Raw genomic sequence first — 15,938 nt, 5'->3', positions numbered from 1 at the left:
GCTGATACTTATAACCAACAGGTATCAGCCTTAAAAGGATCATTATGCAAAATATAAATTGGGGAATAATGGCTTGTGGTGGTATTGCTCATCAATTTGCCCTCGCCATTAAAAAACTAGATAACTGCACCATACTCGCCAGCGCTTCTAACACCGTCGGCCGTGCTAAAGATTTCACTAAAAAGCATCAAATACCACGCTCATACAATGATTATCAGTCCTTAGTCAATGACCCAGATATTGATGCTATTTATATCGCTAGCACGCATAACTTCCATTTTGAAAATATTAAACTTTGCCTCAAGCATGGTAAAAATGTACTTTGTGAAAAGCCTTTTACCATTAACGCTCAGCAGGCAAAAATACTCATTCGCTTAGCCAAAACGCATAATTGTTTTATGATGGAATGTGTATGGACACGATTTTTACCTGCTATTGAACATTTAAAACAGTTATTAGCACAAAATATTATTGGCGATGTACACACCGTTAAAGCAAATTTCAGTATTTGTGATAACTTTCCTCCTGAGCATCGATTACGTAACAAAAATCTTGCCGGTGGCGCTTTACTCGACCTGGGTATTTACCCATTAACGTTAGCCGCAATTGTCTTTGGTGAGCACCCAAGTCGCATACAAAGCTCTGCTGTTATCGGTAAAGGCGGTGTTGATGAAAGCTCATGTTATTTACTTGAATACGAACATCATCAACGTGCTATTTTATCAGCGTCTTTTATTGAAGAAGCACCTACAGAAGGTGTCATAAGTGGTAGTAAAGGTTACATCAGAATCCCTGACTTTATTGGTGCTCAAGAACTGCACATCAAGCTGGAGAATCAAACAGAAAAAGTATTTAGCTTCCCATTTGATGAAGATGAAAACTTCACATTTGAAGTGTCTCACGCCATGCACTGTATGCGTGAAAACAAAAAGCAAAGTGATATTTTACCCCTTGATAAAACTACGGCTATGATGACCCTGATGGATACAATACGAAGTCAATGGGGACTTAAATACCCCGATGAATAGAGATTGATATTTTTAGACATATTCAAACGCTTACAGCTTGGTAGATACAGCTTAAAACATTACTTAAAATAACTGAATATAATACAAAGGAATGGAAGTATGCTACAAATTACAAAAAAAAAATTACTACTAATTAGCGCCTTAACATGCGGCTTCTTTCAATTTATAAGTACAGTAAATGCCTCAGTACTACCTAACAACAAAACGGCAAGCGCGCCAGAACAATTGCAAAGTAACCTGCCTAGCGATGTGGTTCCTGAACTTGCTGAAAAAGGACCTTTTAATGTTGGTGTAAGAACAATAAGTATTACTAACCCTGATCAATTTGATCCCACAACACAATCAACAAAAGACAGAGAACTAACGCTTGAAGTTTGGTACCCCAGCGTTGTAGATGCTAATAGTGCTAAAACCAGTTATGAAAACATCACCCGAAGCGGTGTAAACTTCACAATTCAAGCCGATGCTTTTCGTGACGCTACAGTAGTGCCCTCCTCCAATGGTGATAAATTCCCCTTGGTGGTAATTTCACATGGTTATACTGGCTATAGAACCTTAATGTATTATTTGGCAGAACATTTAGCCTCACATGGATATATTGTTGCTGCTATTGATCACACCGATTCTACCAACGCTGAAATAGATATGATAAACAGTCCTTACGCAGGCTTTTTCAGTACCTTAATAAACCGTTCACGTGACCAACAATTTACCCTCAACTATCTTACCTCAACACCTAACTTTGCCTCAACAGCTATCGACAACACTGAGGCTGGTCTTATTGGTTATTCGATGGGCGGATATGGCGCCATTAATACAGTGGGTGGTTGTTATAACTTCAACAGTGCAAGTGCATCAACTTTTACCGGTATAAAGGATCCAAAGCAACTGCAAAAGGTAGTAACATTACTTAACAGCTGCGCGGGCGGACAATATGAAAATATTGAGGTGGACCCAAGATGGCAAGCCGTTATTGCCATGGCGCCTTGGGGTGGACAACACAAACTATTTAGCCCAGAAGCACTATCCACAATAAATACGCCTATATTATATGTTGCAGGAGATTTAGATGACGTTTCTGGTTACGATGGCATAAAATCACTTTATAAACAAACCGGTAGCAAAGATAAATATCTGCTAACCTATAAAAATGCTCGACATAATATTGCCCCACATCCTGCGCCAAAAGTTGCAAAGATAAGTGAGTTAGACATTGGGCACTATTATGAAGGGGCTTGGGATAGCACAGTGTTAAATAACAACAACAAACACTTCACACTCGCGATGATGGACTGCTATTTGAAGCAGCAACTAGATAAATGCACATACCTTGATTTATCCAGTAATTCTAATCAAGTTACCATTGATGGTAAAATACCTAAACCTTGGCAAGGATTTGATCACCGTTACTCTGTTGGCATGGGTTGGCATAAAAACCAGTAAATTTGTCTTCAGGTAGTTACATAAAGCAAAAAAAAACAAGAAGGCTGCATTAGCTAGCTTTCTTTTTTTTACTTTAGTGGCTATCTTTTGATGAGTAGGAACAACAATATTACTTTCTAAAAAATTATTAGACACTGTAATTAGCCACTAAATTCAATTACACAACGCCTCAAGTTGCCACAAAAAAGCCAGTAAACCTTTAATTTAATTAACTATTAACTATTAACTATTAACTACACAAATAGCTAACTAACGCTATTTGTTAGTAACAAGCCTATTGTTCGTTATTTTGTAACGTCTACAATATTTATGGTGTTATGCCAATTTGATTGGCTATGTCGTAGTTAATTGATGTGAGATTGTATATGAATAATTCATTTGAGCAACTCGAACAATTAACTAGCCAGCTAGCGATAGAGCAAAAAAACTTTTAATCAACTTACTTGAAGGTCAAGTCTCAGGTCAAAGTTGTCTCGATGTTTTAAGCATGCATCGAGACAAAGCCAATAATTGCCCTCATTGCCACGCTCAAAAAATAAAGCTCAACGGGATTATAAATATGCGTCAACGTTATGTTTGTAATGCCTGTAAAAAGAGCTTTATGTCAACGTTCAACACGCCATTTTATCGCCTAAGAACACCTGAAAAATGGTTACTTGCATGATTAACAGTTTACCCATACGCCGCAGCGTTCAAGCGTGCCAGGTGACTAAAAATACGTCTTTGTTGTGGAGACATAAGTTTCTTAAGCTGTTAAATAGACAGTCAGAGACGCGTTTGTCAGGCATTGTTAAAATGGATGAAACCCTATTTTGTTACTCTGAAAAAGGAAGTCGTCATTTGACGCGTCCAAGTCATAAACCCGGTGAGATAAAGCGAGTAAAGGACGATCCAAAGGCGACTGGGTAACGGTATTAGTGGCTAGAAATAGACAGCAACAAAAATTCGATAAGAAACTTGAGCGCTCAACAGGCGCAAGTTTTTACCAATTACTCAATAAACATGTAGAGAAAGACGCTATTATTTGCAGTGATGGGTTTCGTTCTTATGGGGTGTTGGCGAGAAAGTTGAATATGGCGCATAAACCCATTAATCTCACGAAAAAGAGTAGAGTAAGAGAAAAAGTATTTCATATTCAGAATGTTAACGCTTATCACGGCTGGATAGCTCGGTTTCACGGCGTAGCAACGAAATACCTCGATAATTACCTAAATTGGTATAGGTTTATTGAATCAAGTGATAATCCCAATTAAAACAGCCTATTGTTATCACAGACACAGTTAATTGGGACATAGCCAATTTGACTAATTAAGTGATCACCTTTTCGTCAGGAAAAATGAATAAGTAAAAGGCATAAAATTTAATCAGTCGCTAGGCTACTTATAAATTTATAACACTGTAGTTATTCATTTTAACCATTAAAAATGAACGATAATCAATCAACTTAGTATTAGTTAGTGAAGCGCTGGTGCATGTTGTTTTAATAAACCTTTCAGTGACGTAAAGTTTTCTAAGCAGCTATCACAAATAGGGTATTTTTTAGCAAACATTAAAATGGGTGACAAGGTTAACCTAAGGCCATCAAAAGCGGTAACTTTAGCATCTTCTTCTGCGGTTTCAGAGTTAGCTATATTGAGTAAGTATTCATGTGGAACTGTCAGAAATTTTAGTGATAATTCCAAGTGGTCTGTAGTCTCATATAACGCTGACAAATTATGACAAGCGCAAATCCAAGCCATCAGGGTTTGAGTACACATAAGATGATTACTATAAGATACTGCCAATAAATTATAAGCTTCACTATAAAAAAACTCGGCTTGGCTCCACTGTTGTTCATGAAAAAAATTATTACCCTGTTGTAATAATGACTGCCACTGTTTATCTTCCATTTGCGAATCCTTAATGTTTTTGATATCTGTAACAACGTGTTGCTTACTTGTCTCCATGACAGCTCCTTTTATTCAGTAATTAATCTCTCATCTTTTATCATTGTTCTTCCGAACAAATGACAATACAAATGATAATCATTATCATTTGTATTGTCAAGCAAAGTGAAGACCTTTTTAATCTAATTTTAGCCACTGACTTATTAAGTGCGTTTAAATATGCTGGATGCTCTTAAAAAAACGAATAAAAACTGAAGAGTTTTATTCATAACTAATCACTAAAAGTTACCAACGACATTATAAATAAAAGCTCTGTATCTAATAGATTATACCAATCCCATTAAGTTATTGCTCACTTGTACTAGTTAAAATAGCTCAAGGCTGTGTTGCTCTCACTCCCAATAGCCAGCTATTGCTCAATCGAGCGCCTTACCTTGAGTTATTTTTCCTGCGCACAACAAGATCACAAACTTAATGGAACTGGTATTACTATTGAATAATGGCGTGAGTAAAAACTTAAATTTAGGTGGAAAGTAAATTAATAAAATCGCTGATTTATATCAAAATATAGTTTACCGGCAATAAAAAAGCAGGGTATTATATGTTATTAACACATATAAAACCCTGCTTTGATTATACCAATAAGCATAATGTTCTGGGAATCAGTTGCTAGTTAGGGATATTGATATTCAATGAATTAGCTACTGATTGCTTTAGTTTCCAGAAAATCATCAAAACCGAATTCACCCCACTCTCGGCCATTACCCGACTGTTTAAAACCACCAAAGGGTGAACTAAAACCATGCGCAGCACCGTTAATACAGATCATACCTGCGCGCAATTTTCTGGCTACTTTTTGTGCTCGCTCAGGACTTGCCGATTGAATAAAGGCGGCCAATCCATAAGCGGTATCATTGGCAATACTAATCGCTTCGGCTTCATCTGCATAAGGGATCATCACTAAAACTGGGCCAAAAATTTCCTCTTGAGCAATACTCATATCATTAGTAACATCGCTAAAAATAGTTACCTGAGTAAAGTAACCCGTTTCAAAACCTGCCGGTTTACCTACCCCGCCAGCAAGCAATGTTGCCCCTTCATCAATACCCGCCTGGATCATCGTTTGAACTTTTTCAAAATGAACCGCACTGACTAATGGGCCAATATGATTTCCGTGCTCAGCCGGACTAGCTACTTTTACTTTTGCTGCCGCGGCTTTTGCCGCAATAACCGCTTGTTGATATTTACTAGCAGGTATCAACATACGTGTCGGTGCGTTACAAGATTGGCCAGTATTGCTCATGCAATGAAATACGCCTTTTGTTACCGCTTTATCGATATTGGCATCATCTAAAATAATGTTCGGTGATTTTCCACCCAGCTCTTGTACAACACGTTTAACGGTATTAGCTGCAGATTTTGCAATGGCAATACCCGCACGAGTTGAGCCGGTAAATGACACCATATCGATATCTTTATGAGCAGAAATGGCTGAGCCAACCCCCATACCATCACCATTAACCATATTATATACGCCTGCGGGATAACCAGCATCATGAATCATTTGTGAAAACAATTGCGCTGATAAAGGCGCAATCTCACTTGGTTTAAGAAGCATGGTACAACCGGTGGCTAGCGCTGGTAATACTTTACAGGCGATTTGGTTAATCGGCCAATTCCAAGGCGTGATAAAGCCACAAACTCCAATAGGCTCTTTAATGATCTGAGCATTGTCTACAGTACGTGAAAATTTAAAGGTTTTTAGTGTCGCTAATGCTGATTCAATATGAGCTTTACCCGCATACGCTTGTGCCTTAGTAGAGAAGTCGATAGGCGCACCCATCTCTAATGAAATAACATGAGCCATGGCGTCATAATTATCCATGTACTGCTTTAATAACGCTTCTAATAATGAAATACGCTCTTCGACGCTGCTGTAACCAAAAGTAGCAAAGGCATTTTTTGCTGCGCTAACAGCTAAATCAACATCTTGGCTTGAACCTAAAGAAATGGTGGCTATTGCTTGTTCAGTTGCCGGATTAAGCACAGCATAATCTTGCTTTACTAATGGCTTAACCCATTGACCATTAATATAAAATTGACGGTAATCTTTCATCTAAATCTCCAAATTAATCGTGTACGCCTATTTATAGCTAGCTTATTTTTATCAATAAATAGCTCTGTTGTAGTTATATCAATCTCACTAATTATCTGATCATTTCACCTAGTTAAAGCAACAAACTACGGCGTTATTTATTTAATCATTATCGCTGCATAGATGCCGCTTATTAGAGAATGCAGGCGCCTATTGTCCTGAACAACGAGTGATTAAAATAAATACCTTATATTGGGTCGTTTTTCCTGCGTATAAAGTAGACCACCTAATTAATCAAATTGGTATTAATAGCTGTTGTCTCAGGTGAAGCAAACTTGGCTAGACATGTTTGCCCCATGACAGTAATCGCCCACTTAACAGTTGACCTGTGTAGGTTAGACTTTAGTCCATCAAGTTAAATAAAATTTAACCGTTCTCGACACATAAATGCTAAATGACAAAACAATACGCGCGGTAGATTCTCATTACTCCCGCATTGATTGCTCGCTAAAGGTTTGACGGACTGAAGTCCGACCTACAAAACAGCTGGAACAAGTACAATATGGAGACTTAATTGTCATGAAAAAAAAGGGCATGCCAACTTTCATTGGCATGCCCTTAGGTTATTCTGTGGCCGTGCTTATTGAGCAGATATATAGTAAGACCGTCAAGCTCTGCTACACAGGCCGGTTTAATCGTCCTTTAAAGCGTTCTTTAAACACTCTTTAAAACGATAGTGCTAATCTACTCTAATACCAATTTGATTAATTAAGTGATCTACTTTTTCATGAGGAAAAATGGATAAATACAAGGCATAAAGTTTAGTCAGTAGTTATTCTACTTATAAACTTTATAACGCTGTAGTTATTCATTTTAACCATTAAAAATGAGCAGGTAATTAATCAACTTGGTATAATACCTGAGTGATTAACAAAAAGCCTGAAGACCTGTAATGGCACGACCTAAAATTAGGGCATGCACATCATGTGTACCTTCATAAGTATTAACTGCTTCAAGGTTCATCATATGGCGAATAACGCCATATTCATCACTAATACCATTACCACCGTGCATATCACGCGCAACACGAGCAATATCAAGAGATTTGCCACAGTTATTACGTTTCATTAATGAGATTAATTCAACCGGACATTGATCCGCATCCATTAAGCGACCCATTTGTAAGCAGCCCTGTAAACCAAGCGATATCTCAGTTTGCATATCAGCGAGTTTCTTTTGAATTAACTGATTAGCCGATAGCGGGCGACCAAATTGTTCGCGATCTGCGGTATAGTTTCTCGCTGAGTTAAAACAAAACTCTGCCGCTCCTAATGAGCCCCAAGCAATACCATAACGCGCTTTATTTAAACAACCAAAAGGCCCAGCTAAACCTGTAATTTCAGGGAACATATTTTCAGCGGGGACAAAAACGTTATCCATGACAATTTCGCCAGTTATTGAGGCACGTAAAGAAAATTTACCTTCAATTTTGGGCGCAGACAAACCTGCCATACCTTTTTCAAGTACAAAGCCACGAATTTTACCCTCAAGTTTTGCCCAAACAACAAAAACATCAGCGATGGGTGAATTCGTGATCCACATTTTATTACCCGTCATGCTGTAACCACCGTCCACTTTCTTAGCGTGGGTGGTCATAGAAGCTGGATCACTACCTGAATTAGGCTCAGTCAAACCAAAACAGCCCACCCATTCGCCCGAAGCAAGTTTAGGTAAATACTTCATGCGTTGTTCTTCACTGCCGTAAGCATAAATAGGGTGCATAACCAATGAAGATTGCACACTCATCGCGCTGCGGTAACCACTATCGACACGCTCTACTTCACGAGCAATTAAACCATAACTCACATAATTAACTTCACTACCACCATATTGAGCCGGTAAAGTAGCCCCCAATAAGCCTAACTGACCTAATTCACGCATAATTTCACGATCAAAGTGTTCGTGTCTATTGGCTTCAAGCACACGTGGTTGAAGTTTTTCTTGGCAATAATCATAGGCAGAATCGCGGATCATACGCTCTTCTTCAGTGAGTTGACTATCGAGAAACATCGGATCTTGCCAGTTAAAAGCAGTTAATTTTTGGCTCATAGGATTACCTTGTATGTAATGTTTTGCAGTAATAGTTTTATTTATGCTCTTACTCTATCCTCAAAACAGAAATAAATATAATATATAGTTATTATATTTTTCATAACTTTTACTTATAGCACTTACTCATATGAATTTAAAGCGTCTGGAATATTTTTGTCAATTAGCTGTGCTCGGTAACTTTACGCGGGCAGCACATAAAATAGGTATTGCCCAACCAGCATTAACTATCGCCATTCAAAAACTAGAGCAAGAAGTTGGACTAAAGTTAATTAACCGTGCGGAAAAAAACGCTTTATTAACTGCTGAAGGTGAAGTGCTATATAAACTAGCCACCCAACTATTAAGCCAAGTAAAACAAGTCGAATTAGAACTACAAGAGTTAAAAAATCTCGAACGAGGTACTATTCGTTTTGGTGTTTCTGCGATGATGGGGTCTTATTACTTTCCAAAAATATTGACCGCCTTTAAGCAAAAATATCCAAAAATAAAAATACACTTGGTTGACCAAGGCACAGCAGCATTAGAGAAAATGTTACTGAACGGCGAACTTGATTTAGCTTTAGTACGTGGAGATTTAGAAAATTCACAACTACGTTACACTGAACTTATTAATGAAGAAATTGTTGCTGGTATGGTCAGAACGCACCCACTAGCTGCTGAGCAAACCCTATCACTGGCACAGTTTTGCCAACAGCCACTAGTGTTATTTCATGAAGGATATTTTTTACGTGAAGTTGTTAGTCAATATTCAAAAAAACATCACTTAGCATTAGATGTTCGTATGGAAACTAATCTTATTGAATTGCAAAAGTCACTGGTTCGCAATGGCGTGGGTATTACCACTTGTTTATCACGTATTTTACAAAACGAACAGCAGATGACATCAATCCCCTTTGAGCCAAAAATTGAGTTTAAGTTGAGTTTAGCGTGGAAAAAAAACCATTCGGTTTCTCAAGCAAGTAAGGCTTTTATGACTTACCTAAGCTCAATGGTCGAGCCTTTGGATTAAGTCTAATTATTTTTATCTACCTGAATGTATTTAATATGACTTAGTGCATATCAAAAGTCACTATAAGTACTGAAACTACTTTTTTTATACTTATTAACGGTATCAGCCTGATTAGATACTGATACCAATCCCATTAAGTTATTGCTCACTTGTACTAGTTAAAATAGCTCAAGGCTGTGTTGCTCTGAATCCCAATAGCCAGCTATTGCTCAATCGAGCGCCTTACCTTGAGTTATTTTTCCTGCGCACAACAAGATCACAAACTTAATGGAACTGGTATGATACGCTTTTGTGCGAATTCAACACTATTTAAACCCAGCTGTAACAAAAGTAAGGGTAAAATAAAACAGACTGACGGCCCTAAAACCTTATTATTAATAAAGCCAAGCGGTATGGGGAGTAAAATAATATTGTAATAATACCAATTTGATTAATTAAGTGGTCACCTTTTTTATGAGGAAAAACGAAGACATACAAGACATAAAATTTAGTCAGTAGTTATTCATCTTATAAGTTTTATAACGCCATAGTTTTTTATTTTAACCATTAAAAATGAGCAGATAATTAATCAATTTAGTATAAGTGCTTGTCAACGCCCGTTGTTGCTTTCAATGCTTTGCATTAAGGCCACTTCGACACCGTGCCACTAAATGTCAGTTTAGTGGCACCTGTGCAAAATTTGCATCATAGTATAGCTTTAGCGATCACTCAGACTTATAAACATGAAGGTCTCGTTGAGGGTAGGGAATGGTAATACCTTCTTTATCAAAGGCCTTTTTTACTTTTTCGTGCATGTCCCAGTAGTATGGCCACAGGTTGTCGGTGGCAACCCAAGGTCGGAACATCAAATTGACTGAGTTATCACCAAGGCTACCAACACAGATTAGTGGCTCAGGATCTTTCAAAGAACGTTCGTCCTCATCACATAGGCGTTGAAGAATAGCTTTAGCTTTGTCGATGTCGTCATTGTAGTGAATACCGAAGATCATGTCGCAGCGACGATTTTCATAAATACTGACGTTTACCAAGGTAGCATTAGATAGGCTACCATTGGGAATGACAATACGCCGGTTATCGAAGGTATTCACCACAGTATAGAGGATCTGGATCTCGGCAACAGCACCATGAAAACCTTGAGCTTCGATTGTATCGCCGACTTTAAAAGGTTTGAAGATCAGGATCAGCACACCGCCAGCAAAATTCGCTAAGCTTCCCTGTAACGCAAACCCTATTGCTAGGCCAGCAGCACCGATAACCGCAATAAACGAGGTTGTTGCAATGCCGATCATCGAGGCGACTGAAATAAGCAGCATAACTTTCGAAATTGCACTGATGAGTCCACACAGGAACTTGTTCAATGTTGGGTCTTTAGCGCCAATTTTTTTGTCTAGCACCGCAACAAAGCGGTTGATCAGCCATAGACCCACCACTAATGTAATAATAGCGAGCACTAACTTAGGTGCGTAAGTTATAACCAGTGATATACCTTGGTCTATTAATTGGGTCGCATTTATATTTGTTCCAAGAATTTCTTCCATTCAGTGGTTCCTTGTTTGTGATGAGTTACTGTTTGAATAGTATAAGGATAAACACGATAACACATCTATGCAACAGACTTAGATTGTAGTGAGCTTAAACAGACACATGACCTGAGTTGAAGAGGTATATTGACTCCTACCTTTGCAGAAAAGTGCATAATCGACAGAAAATGGATTTGAGCTGATATAGATTAATTATTCATACAATTACTGTTGGAAACCCTGCCACTAGATAAATAAAAACTACCGTCTACTTTAGTATATAACTGAACATTAACTAGGATAATTTTAACAACAAAAACTGACCGCTTTGTGGCATAAATCAATAGTGTTTAATAAGAACCAATCGTACTTTTATCTCTGGAAGTCCTCCCCACAAGTTTATTAACAATGTTTGGATTATGGCGTTTATCAACCGACTCAATAAAACCACATCAAAACACCGCTAGTATATTCAACACATTTTTCATTATTCAAAATTCAAAAAAACTTGATAACAACCGACAGGTTAAGAGAAGACATTTAATTTCTAATGCGCTTTTTTATGCTTGCAGCACCTTGTTTGTTATTGTACAGTGATAAACTTTAGCGGACCACAAGTTCCGCCAAGCGAAACGCAGGATATTATTTTGAAGAGTTATAACAATGAATAAAATTAGCAACTTTTTCAAAGTAGCCACATTAACAGCAGCAGCTTTAAGTGCAATCCCTGCTGTTGCAGCAACGGTACTCACCTATGGTGAGCCTGGACCAAACCGAGGCGCCCGTGCAGGTGCCACTAAATGGTTTGCACAGGAAGTTAATAAGCGCTCTGGTGGTGATTTAAAAATTGATATTATGTGGGGCGGCGCCTTATTTAAATCAAATGCTTCGCGACAATCTATTGCTGCTGGGGTGGTAGACATGGGCACGATTATTCCAGATTACTTCCCCAAAGAAATGGTCTCTGCTTCACTAACTAACCTGCCCTTTGAAAATTTAGATCCCTGGGTGGGACTCAAAGCGAATTATGAGCACATGCAATCGCCTGAAGTTATAAACAGTTTAGCTGAGCAAAACTTAGCCTTCGTCTCTTCATACATGCTTTCTAGCGTTATTATCTTATGCAAAGGCGACGCTGTTCGTTCAATAAATGATATAAAAAATAAAAAAATACGTGGTGTAGGTACCTTCGGAAAAATATTTGGCGACTTAGGTGCAAACTTGGTTAGCATGAGTATTTATAAGGCTTATCAAGGACTAGGCAACGGTTTACTCGATTGTAGTCAAGGTTATATGAGCGCCACAATCGCTCTAAAGCAACATGAAGCGGCAGACAGTTTAACCAAACTCAATTGGGGAATTTATACTGGATTGGGCATGTATATCAATAAAAAATCACTAGCAAAATTGAGTCCATCTCAGAGAAAAGTGTTAGATGAAGTTGGCGCTGATTTTATCAACCACATTGGTCAAAATGTAGTCAAGGCTGACAACAAAGCAGAGCATTTATTAACCCAAGGGATTAATGGCCACAAGTTGGAAATTATTAATCTGCCTGCCGAAGATTCTGCAAAATTATATTTAGCTAGTCAATCACACATTACCAAATGGAAAAACGAAGCCCAAAAAAGTGGTCTTGATGGCAAAGCCATGATTGAAAACTACAGAAAATTCCTAACTAAATACAGCCAAGAGCGCGATCTAAAAGGCTACCCTTGGACCCGTTAATTTAATTACACCTGGTTCGTTAATGAGCTGATGCATTTTATACACAGTAAAAATGGCCACCGATAAGGCCTTTATTTTAAGCCGTATAAATGGTCACTAACTAGTGAAATTGGTATTACATAGAGTTAATTATTATGTTGAAAAAAATGGAACAGGGAGCATTGATTGTAGCTGGCACGTGTATTGTCACTCTCGGCCTAATGATCACCCTAACAGTTGTGACACGTAACCTTTTTGGCTGGGGAGTTACTGACGATGTGGTTATCGTTCGAGAACTTATGGTAGGGGCGGTTTTTCTACCGTTAGCTTATGTCACCGCAGATTATAGCCACATTACTATAGAGTTTTTATTTAAACGCCTAGGTAAACACAGTAAATTATGGCTACTTGCCATTGGCTCTTTTATCAGTCTATTAATATTACTGCCACTTGTATTCGCCGCTTGGAAAGGCTTTTTTCATGCTGCCAGCAGTGGCGCTTATTTCTTTAGCGAGTTAGACCTACCTGAATGGCCGGGGCGATTGGCTTTTTTCGTTGGCGCCGCGTTATTTATTATCCGTTTATTGGTAATTTTTATTGCTGATTTTCGAGCAGCCATTTCTGGTAATACTGAACATCTGGTGCAGCGCTCTGACGCTGCATACAATACAACTGAAGAGGATTAATCTGTGGATCCATTAATGCTTGGGCTCGTCGGGTTTGCCTGTACGTTGCTGTTACTTATGTTTCGTGTGCCAATCGCCTTTAGCTTGGCTGGTGTGTCATCGGTATTTATCTTTATATTTTTTGCCATGCGCTCTGGTGGCTTTGACATTGAATCAGCGATAGCACCAACACTGACCATGATTTCATCCAATGCTTTTGACTTGGTGCATTCTTATGATCTGAGCATGATACCGTTATTCGTGCTGTTAGGTCATATCGCCTACCATACCGGTATCACTACTGATATTTATCATGCAGCGCGAGTTTGGCTAAAACGCTTACCTGGCGGTGTGGCTATGGCCTCTGTTTTTGGCTGTGGTGGCTTCTCCGCGATTACTGGCTCGAGCATCGCTTGCGCGTCAGCTATGGGTAAAATTTGCGTACCGGAAATGTTGCGCATGGGCTACGATAAGCGCCTAGCGACTTCTACTGTCGCGGTTGGTGGTACGCTAGGTTCGCTGATCCCACCCAGTGTACTCTTTATTGTTTACGGTATTTTTACCGAAATGTCAGTCAGTCGCCTGTTCTTGGCTGGTGTGATCCCAGGTCTAATATCGCTAGTGGGTTTTTTAGTGGTGATCTACATCTGGGTAAAACGTAATCCAAAAGATGCACCCGCCGATACCACCCTACTTATTAAGGGCGATCGCCGCAAAGCTGCCATAAGATGCTGGCCGGCGATGTTACTTTTTACCATTATTATTGGTGGTATTTATGGCGGTCTATTCACCGCAACTGAAGCGGCAGCGATCAGTGCATTTTCAGTCATCGTTATTGGTTCATTGCAAAAGCGCCTTAATTGGCAGCAGTTTATGCAATCAATTAAAGAAACCTGTACTCAAACCACTTCTATCTTCTTTATCGCAGCTGGCGCCAAAATATTTGTTGGCTTTGTTGCGCTAACCGGTATGGCACCTGCACTGGTTGGCCTTATCGAGGCTGCCGATGTCTCTTTATGGTTATTGCTAATAATGATCGCAGGGGTATATTTTCTACTGGGCATGTTTCTTGACCCACTAGGTATTATGGTACTTACCCTGCCTTTTTTAATTCCGATGGTAGAAGGTTATGGCTTAGACTTAATTTGGTTTGGCGTAGTAATAATCAAGTTGCTTGAAATAAGCTTGATCACCCCGCCGGTAGGATTAAACGTTTTTGTTATCGCCAGTGTCACTAAACCTTCGGTCGCGGTATATGATATTTTTATGGGCGTGACAAGATTTCTAGTCATGGACATTTTAGTACTGGTAGCAATTATTGCCTTCCCTATACTATCGTTGCTCTTGCCTAATCTTATGATGTAGCCGTTATTATTCGGGCTTTGGCCAATATATTAACCACGAAAGCGAACATTTAGTTTCATAACTTATGTTCGCTGTTCAAAAAATAATAAAATAACAATGCCATAAAATAACTTGGATTCAAATAGTAAGTGCATAACTTGAATAGGTAGAAAAAGTGGTCAGCTGAATATATGCTTATCGCTTTTTCTCCAGCAAGAGATGCAACAATGAATAAAATAACAATGCCACCCATGATAATAAAATAACAATGCCACCCATGATAAATACAAACCATAATAATAAATAACAATGCCACCCATGATAAATACAAACCATAATGATATGAAGATTGGTACCTTTCTGGTTTATTAAAATACCCATTTATTAAATAAAGTGAGTCCAGGTAGGCGTTATCTATTTAAACTTGCCAAGTCCTTGAATTTTAGTCAAGTTGAATCCGTCACGCTAAAATGACATCAGTCAAAGGCCGATTAATAAAGGGGTTATGCGCTATTCAAAAACGCTTGAGCATTGGCTAATCCGTGTGTTCGTTGCAACCCCACATGCTTACTAAATTCACTTAAGTGCTCTGCTGTACCGGCGGCTCCAGTGAAGACACATTCAAAATTAGTCGTCAGCTTTAACCAACTTTTATCACTCATGTGAAGTCTTGCGAGGATCTTTGCTGTTTTAGGGTTAATAACACCCGGTTTATCGTCTCTAAATATACGTCCCGTTTCATCAACGAGTGTTAAGTAGTCTGGTAAACTAAAGCGAATACCCACTGCTTTGTTTTGATTTTCATTACCCCTAAAGGGTAATAACGCCATTGGTTGCTCACCTGTTATCGCGGCTTTGATGCGTAATTGAATACTGGTAAAATTTGACCGCTCTGGCGTCGCAGCAATACCGGCCCTTACGGGGTTTAAATCTACATAAGCCATGCACGACAGTAGTGCCGATTCATCAAGCAGTGCCTGAGATTTAAAGCGTCCTTCCCAAGTGCGACACGATGTCGCTGGATGAGTTGTTCTACTCAGCAAGGATGCTGCAAGAACCACCTGTGCCATCAGGTGAATCTACGGGCATGAATAAAGAGCTGCCCAGACAATGTAACGAAGGTGGTGTT

Annotated in this window: 11 protein-coding genes and 1 pseudogene; 7 read left to right on the top strand and 5 right to left on the bottom strand. The window is 38.9% G+C overall.

The features are described from left to right. The first annotated feature begins 44 nt into the window (after window positions 1-44). From ESZ39_RS08725 to ESZ39_RS08715, 3 genes and pseudogenes are all read left to right on the top strand, one after another. Window positions 45-1,028: a Gfo/Idh/MocA family protein gene (locus ESZ39_RS08725; protein ID WP_146879530.1), complete on the top strand. Its 984-nt coding sequence runs from the start codon at window positions 45-47 to the stop codon at window positions 1,026-1,028. A gap of 99 nt (window positions 1,029-1,127) precedes the next feature. Further along, the gene (locus ESZ39_RS08720; protein ID WP_146879529.1) at window positions 1,128-2,471 is read left to right on the top strand and encodes an alpha/beta hydrolase family protein; all 1,344 of its coding nucleotides are present in this window, start codon (window positions 1,128-1,130) and stop codon (window positions 2,469-2,471) included. 893 nt (window positions 2,472-3,364) lie between these two features. Further along, window positions 3,365-3,724, top strand: a pseudogene (locus tag ESZ39_RS08715) (IS1595 family transposase); the annotation flags it as partial. A gap of 201 nt (window positions 3,725-3,925) precedes the next feature. On the opposite strand, the gene ESZ39_RS08710 reads toward ESZ39_RS08715, so the two are convergent. From ESZ39_RS08710 to ESZ39_RS08700, 3 genes are all read right to left on the bottom strand, one after another. Next, entirely contained in the window at window positions 3,926-4,417 is a 492-nt protein-coding gene (locus tag ESZ39_RS08710) for a hypothetical protein (protein WP_146879527.1), read from the bottom strand. A 637-nt stretch (window positions 4,418-5,054) separates the two neighbouring features. Continuing rightward, complete coding sequence (locus ESZ39_RS08705) at window positions 5,055-6,473, bottom strand: aldehyde dehydrogenase family protein (RefSeq protein ID WP_146879526.1); 1,419 nt, start codon at window positions 6,471-6,473, stop codon at window positions 5,055-5,057. A 906-nt stretch (window positions 6,474-7,379) separates the two neighbouring features. Continuing rightward, the gene (locus ESZ39_RS08700) at window positions 7,380-8,561 is read right to left on the bottom strand and encodes an acyl-CoA dehydrogenase (protein WP_146879525.1); all 1,182 of its coding nucleotides are present in this window, start codon (window positions 8,559-8,561) and stop codon (window positions 7,380-7,382) included. A 130-nt stretch (window positions 8,562-8,691) separates the two neighbouring features. Here ESZ39_RS08700 and ESZ39_RS08695 point away from each other — a divergent pair, with 130 nt between their 5' ends. Continuing rightward, complete coding sequence (locus tag ESZ39_RS08695; protein ID WP_146879524.1) at window positions 8,692-9,573, top strand: LysR family transcriptional regulator; 882 nt, start codon at window positions 8,692-8,694, stop codon at window positions 9,571-9,573. 704 nt (window positions 9,574-10,277) lie between these two features. Here the strand turns inward: ESZ39_RS08695 and ESZ39_RS08690 are convergent. Beyond that, the gene (locus ESZ39_RS08690; protein ID WP_146879523.1) at window positions 10,278-11,111 is read right to left on the bottom strand and encodes a mechanosensitive ion channel family protein; all 834 of its coding nucleotides are present in this window, start codon (window positions 11,109-11,111) and stop codon (window positions 10,278-10,280) included. A 645-nt stretch (window positions 11,112-11,756) separates the two neighbouring features. On the opposite strand from ESZ39_RS08690, the gene ESZ39_RS08685 reads away from it, so the two are divergent. The 3 genes from ESZ39_RS08685 (at window position 11,757) to ESZ39_RS08675 (ending at window position 14,830) form a co-directional block, all read left to right on the top strand. Beyond that, window positions 11,757-12,821 (top strand): C4-dicarboxylate TRAP transporter substrate-binding protein, encoded by a 1,065-nt coding sequence (locus tag ESZ39_RS08685; protein ID WP_146879522.1) that lies wholly within the window; start codon window positions 11,757-11,759, stop codon window positions 12,819-12,821. Between the two features lie 134 nt (window positions 12,822-12,955). Then, complete coding sequence (locus tag ESZ39_RS08680; RefSeq protein WP_146879521.1) at window positions 12,956-13,486, top strand: TRAP transporter small permease; 531 nt, start codon at window positions 12,956-12,958, stop codon at window positions 13,484-13,486. A 3-nt stretch (window positions 13,487-13,489) separates the two neighbouring features. Continuing rightward, window positions 13,490-14,830: a TRAP transporter large permease gene (locus ESZ39_RS08675; protein ID WP_146879520.1), complete on the top strand. Its 1,341-nt coding sequence runs from the start codon at window positions 13,490-13,492 to the stop codon at window positions 14,828-14,830. A 482-nt stretch (window positions 14,831-15,312) separates the two neighbouring features. On the opposite strand, the gene ESZ39_RS08670 is transcribed toward ESZ39_RS08675, so the two are convergent. Beyond that, window positions 15,313-15,879 (bottom strand): hypothetical protein, encoded by a 567-nt coding sequence (locus ESZ39_RS08670; RefSeq protein ID WP_223270305.1) that lies wholly within the window; start codon window positions 15,877-15,879, stop codon window positions 15,313-15,315. Window positions 15,880-15,938 lie beyond the last annotated feature (59 nt).

The organism is Colwellia sp. C1TZA3 (assembly GCF_007954265.1).
Taxonomy (GTDB): domain Bacteria; phylum Pseudomonadota; class Gammaproteobacteria; order Enterobacterales; family Alteromonadaceae; genus Cognaticolwellia.
Note: the sequence above shows the minus strand (reverse complement) of the source record. Positions and strands in the feature narration are given on the sequence as shown.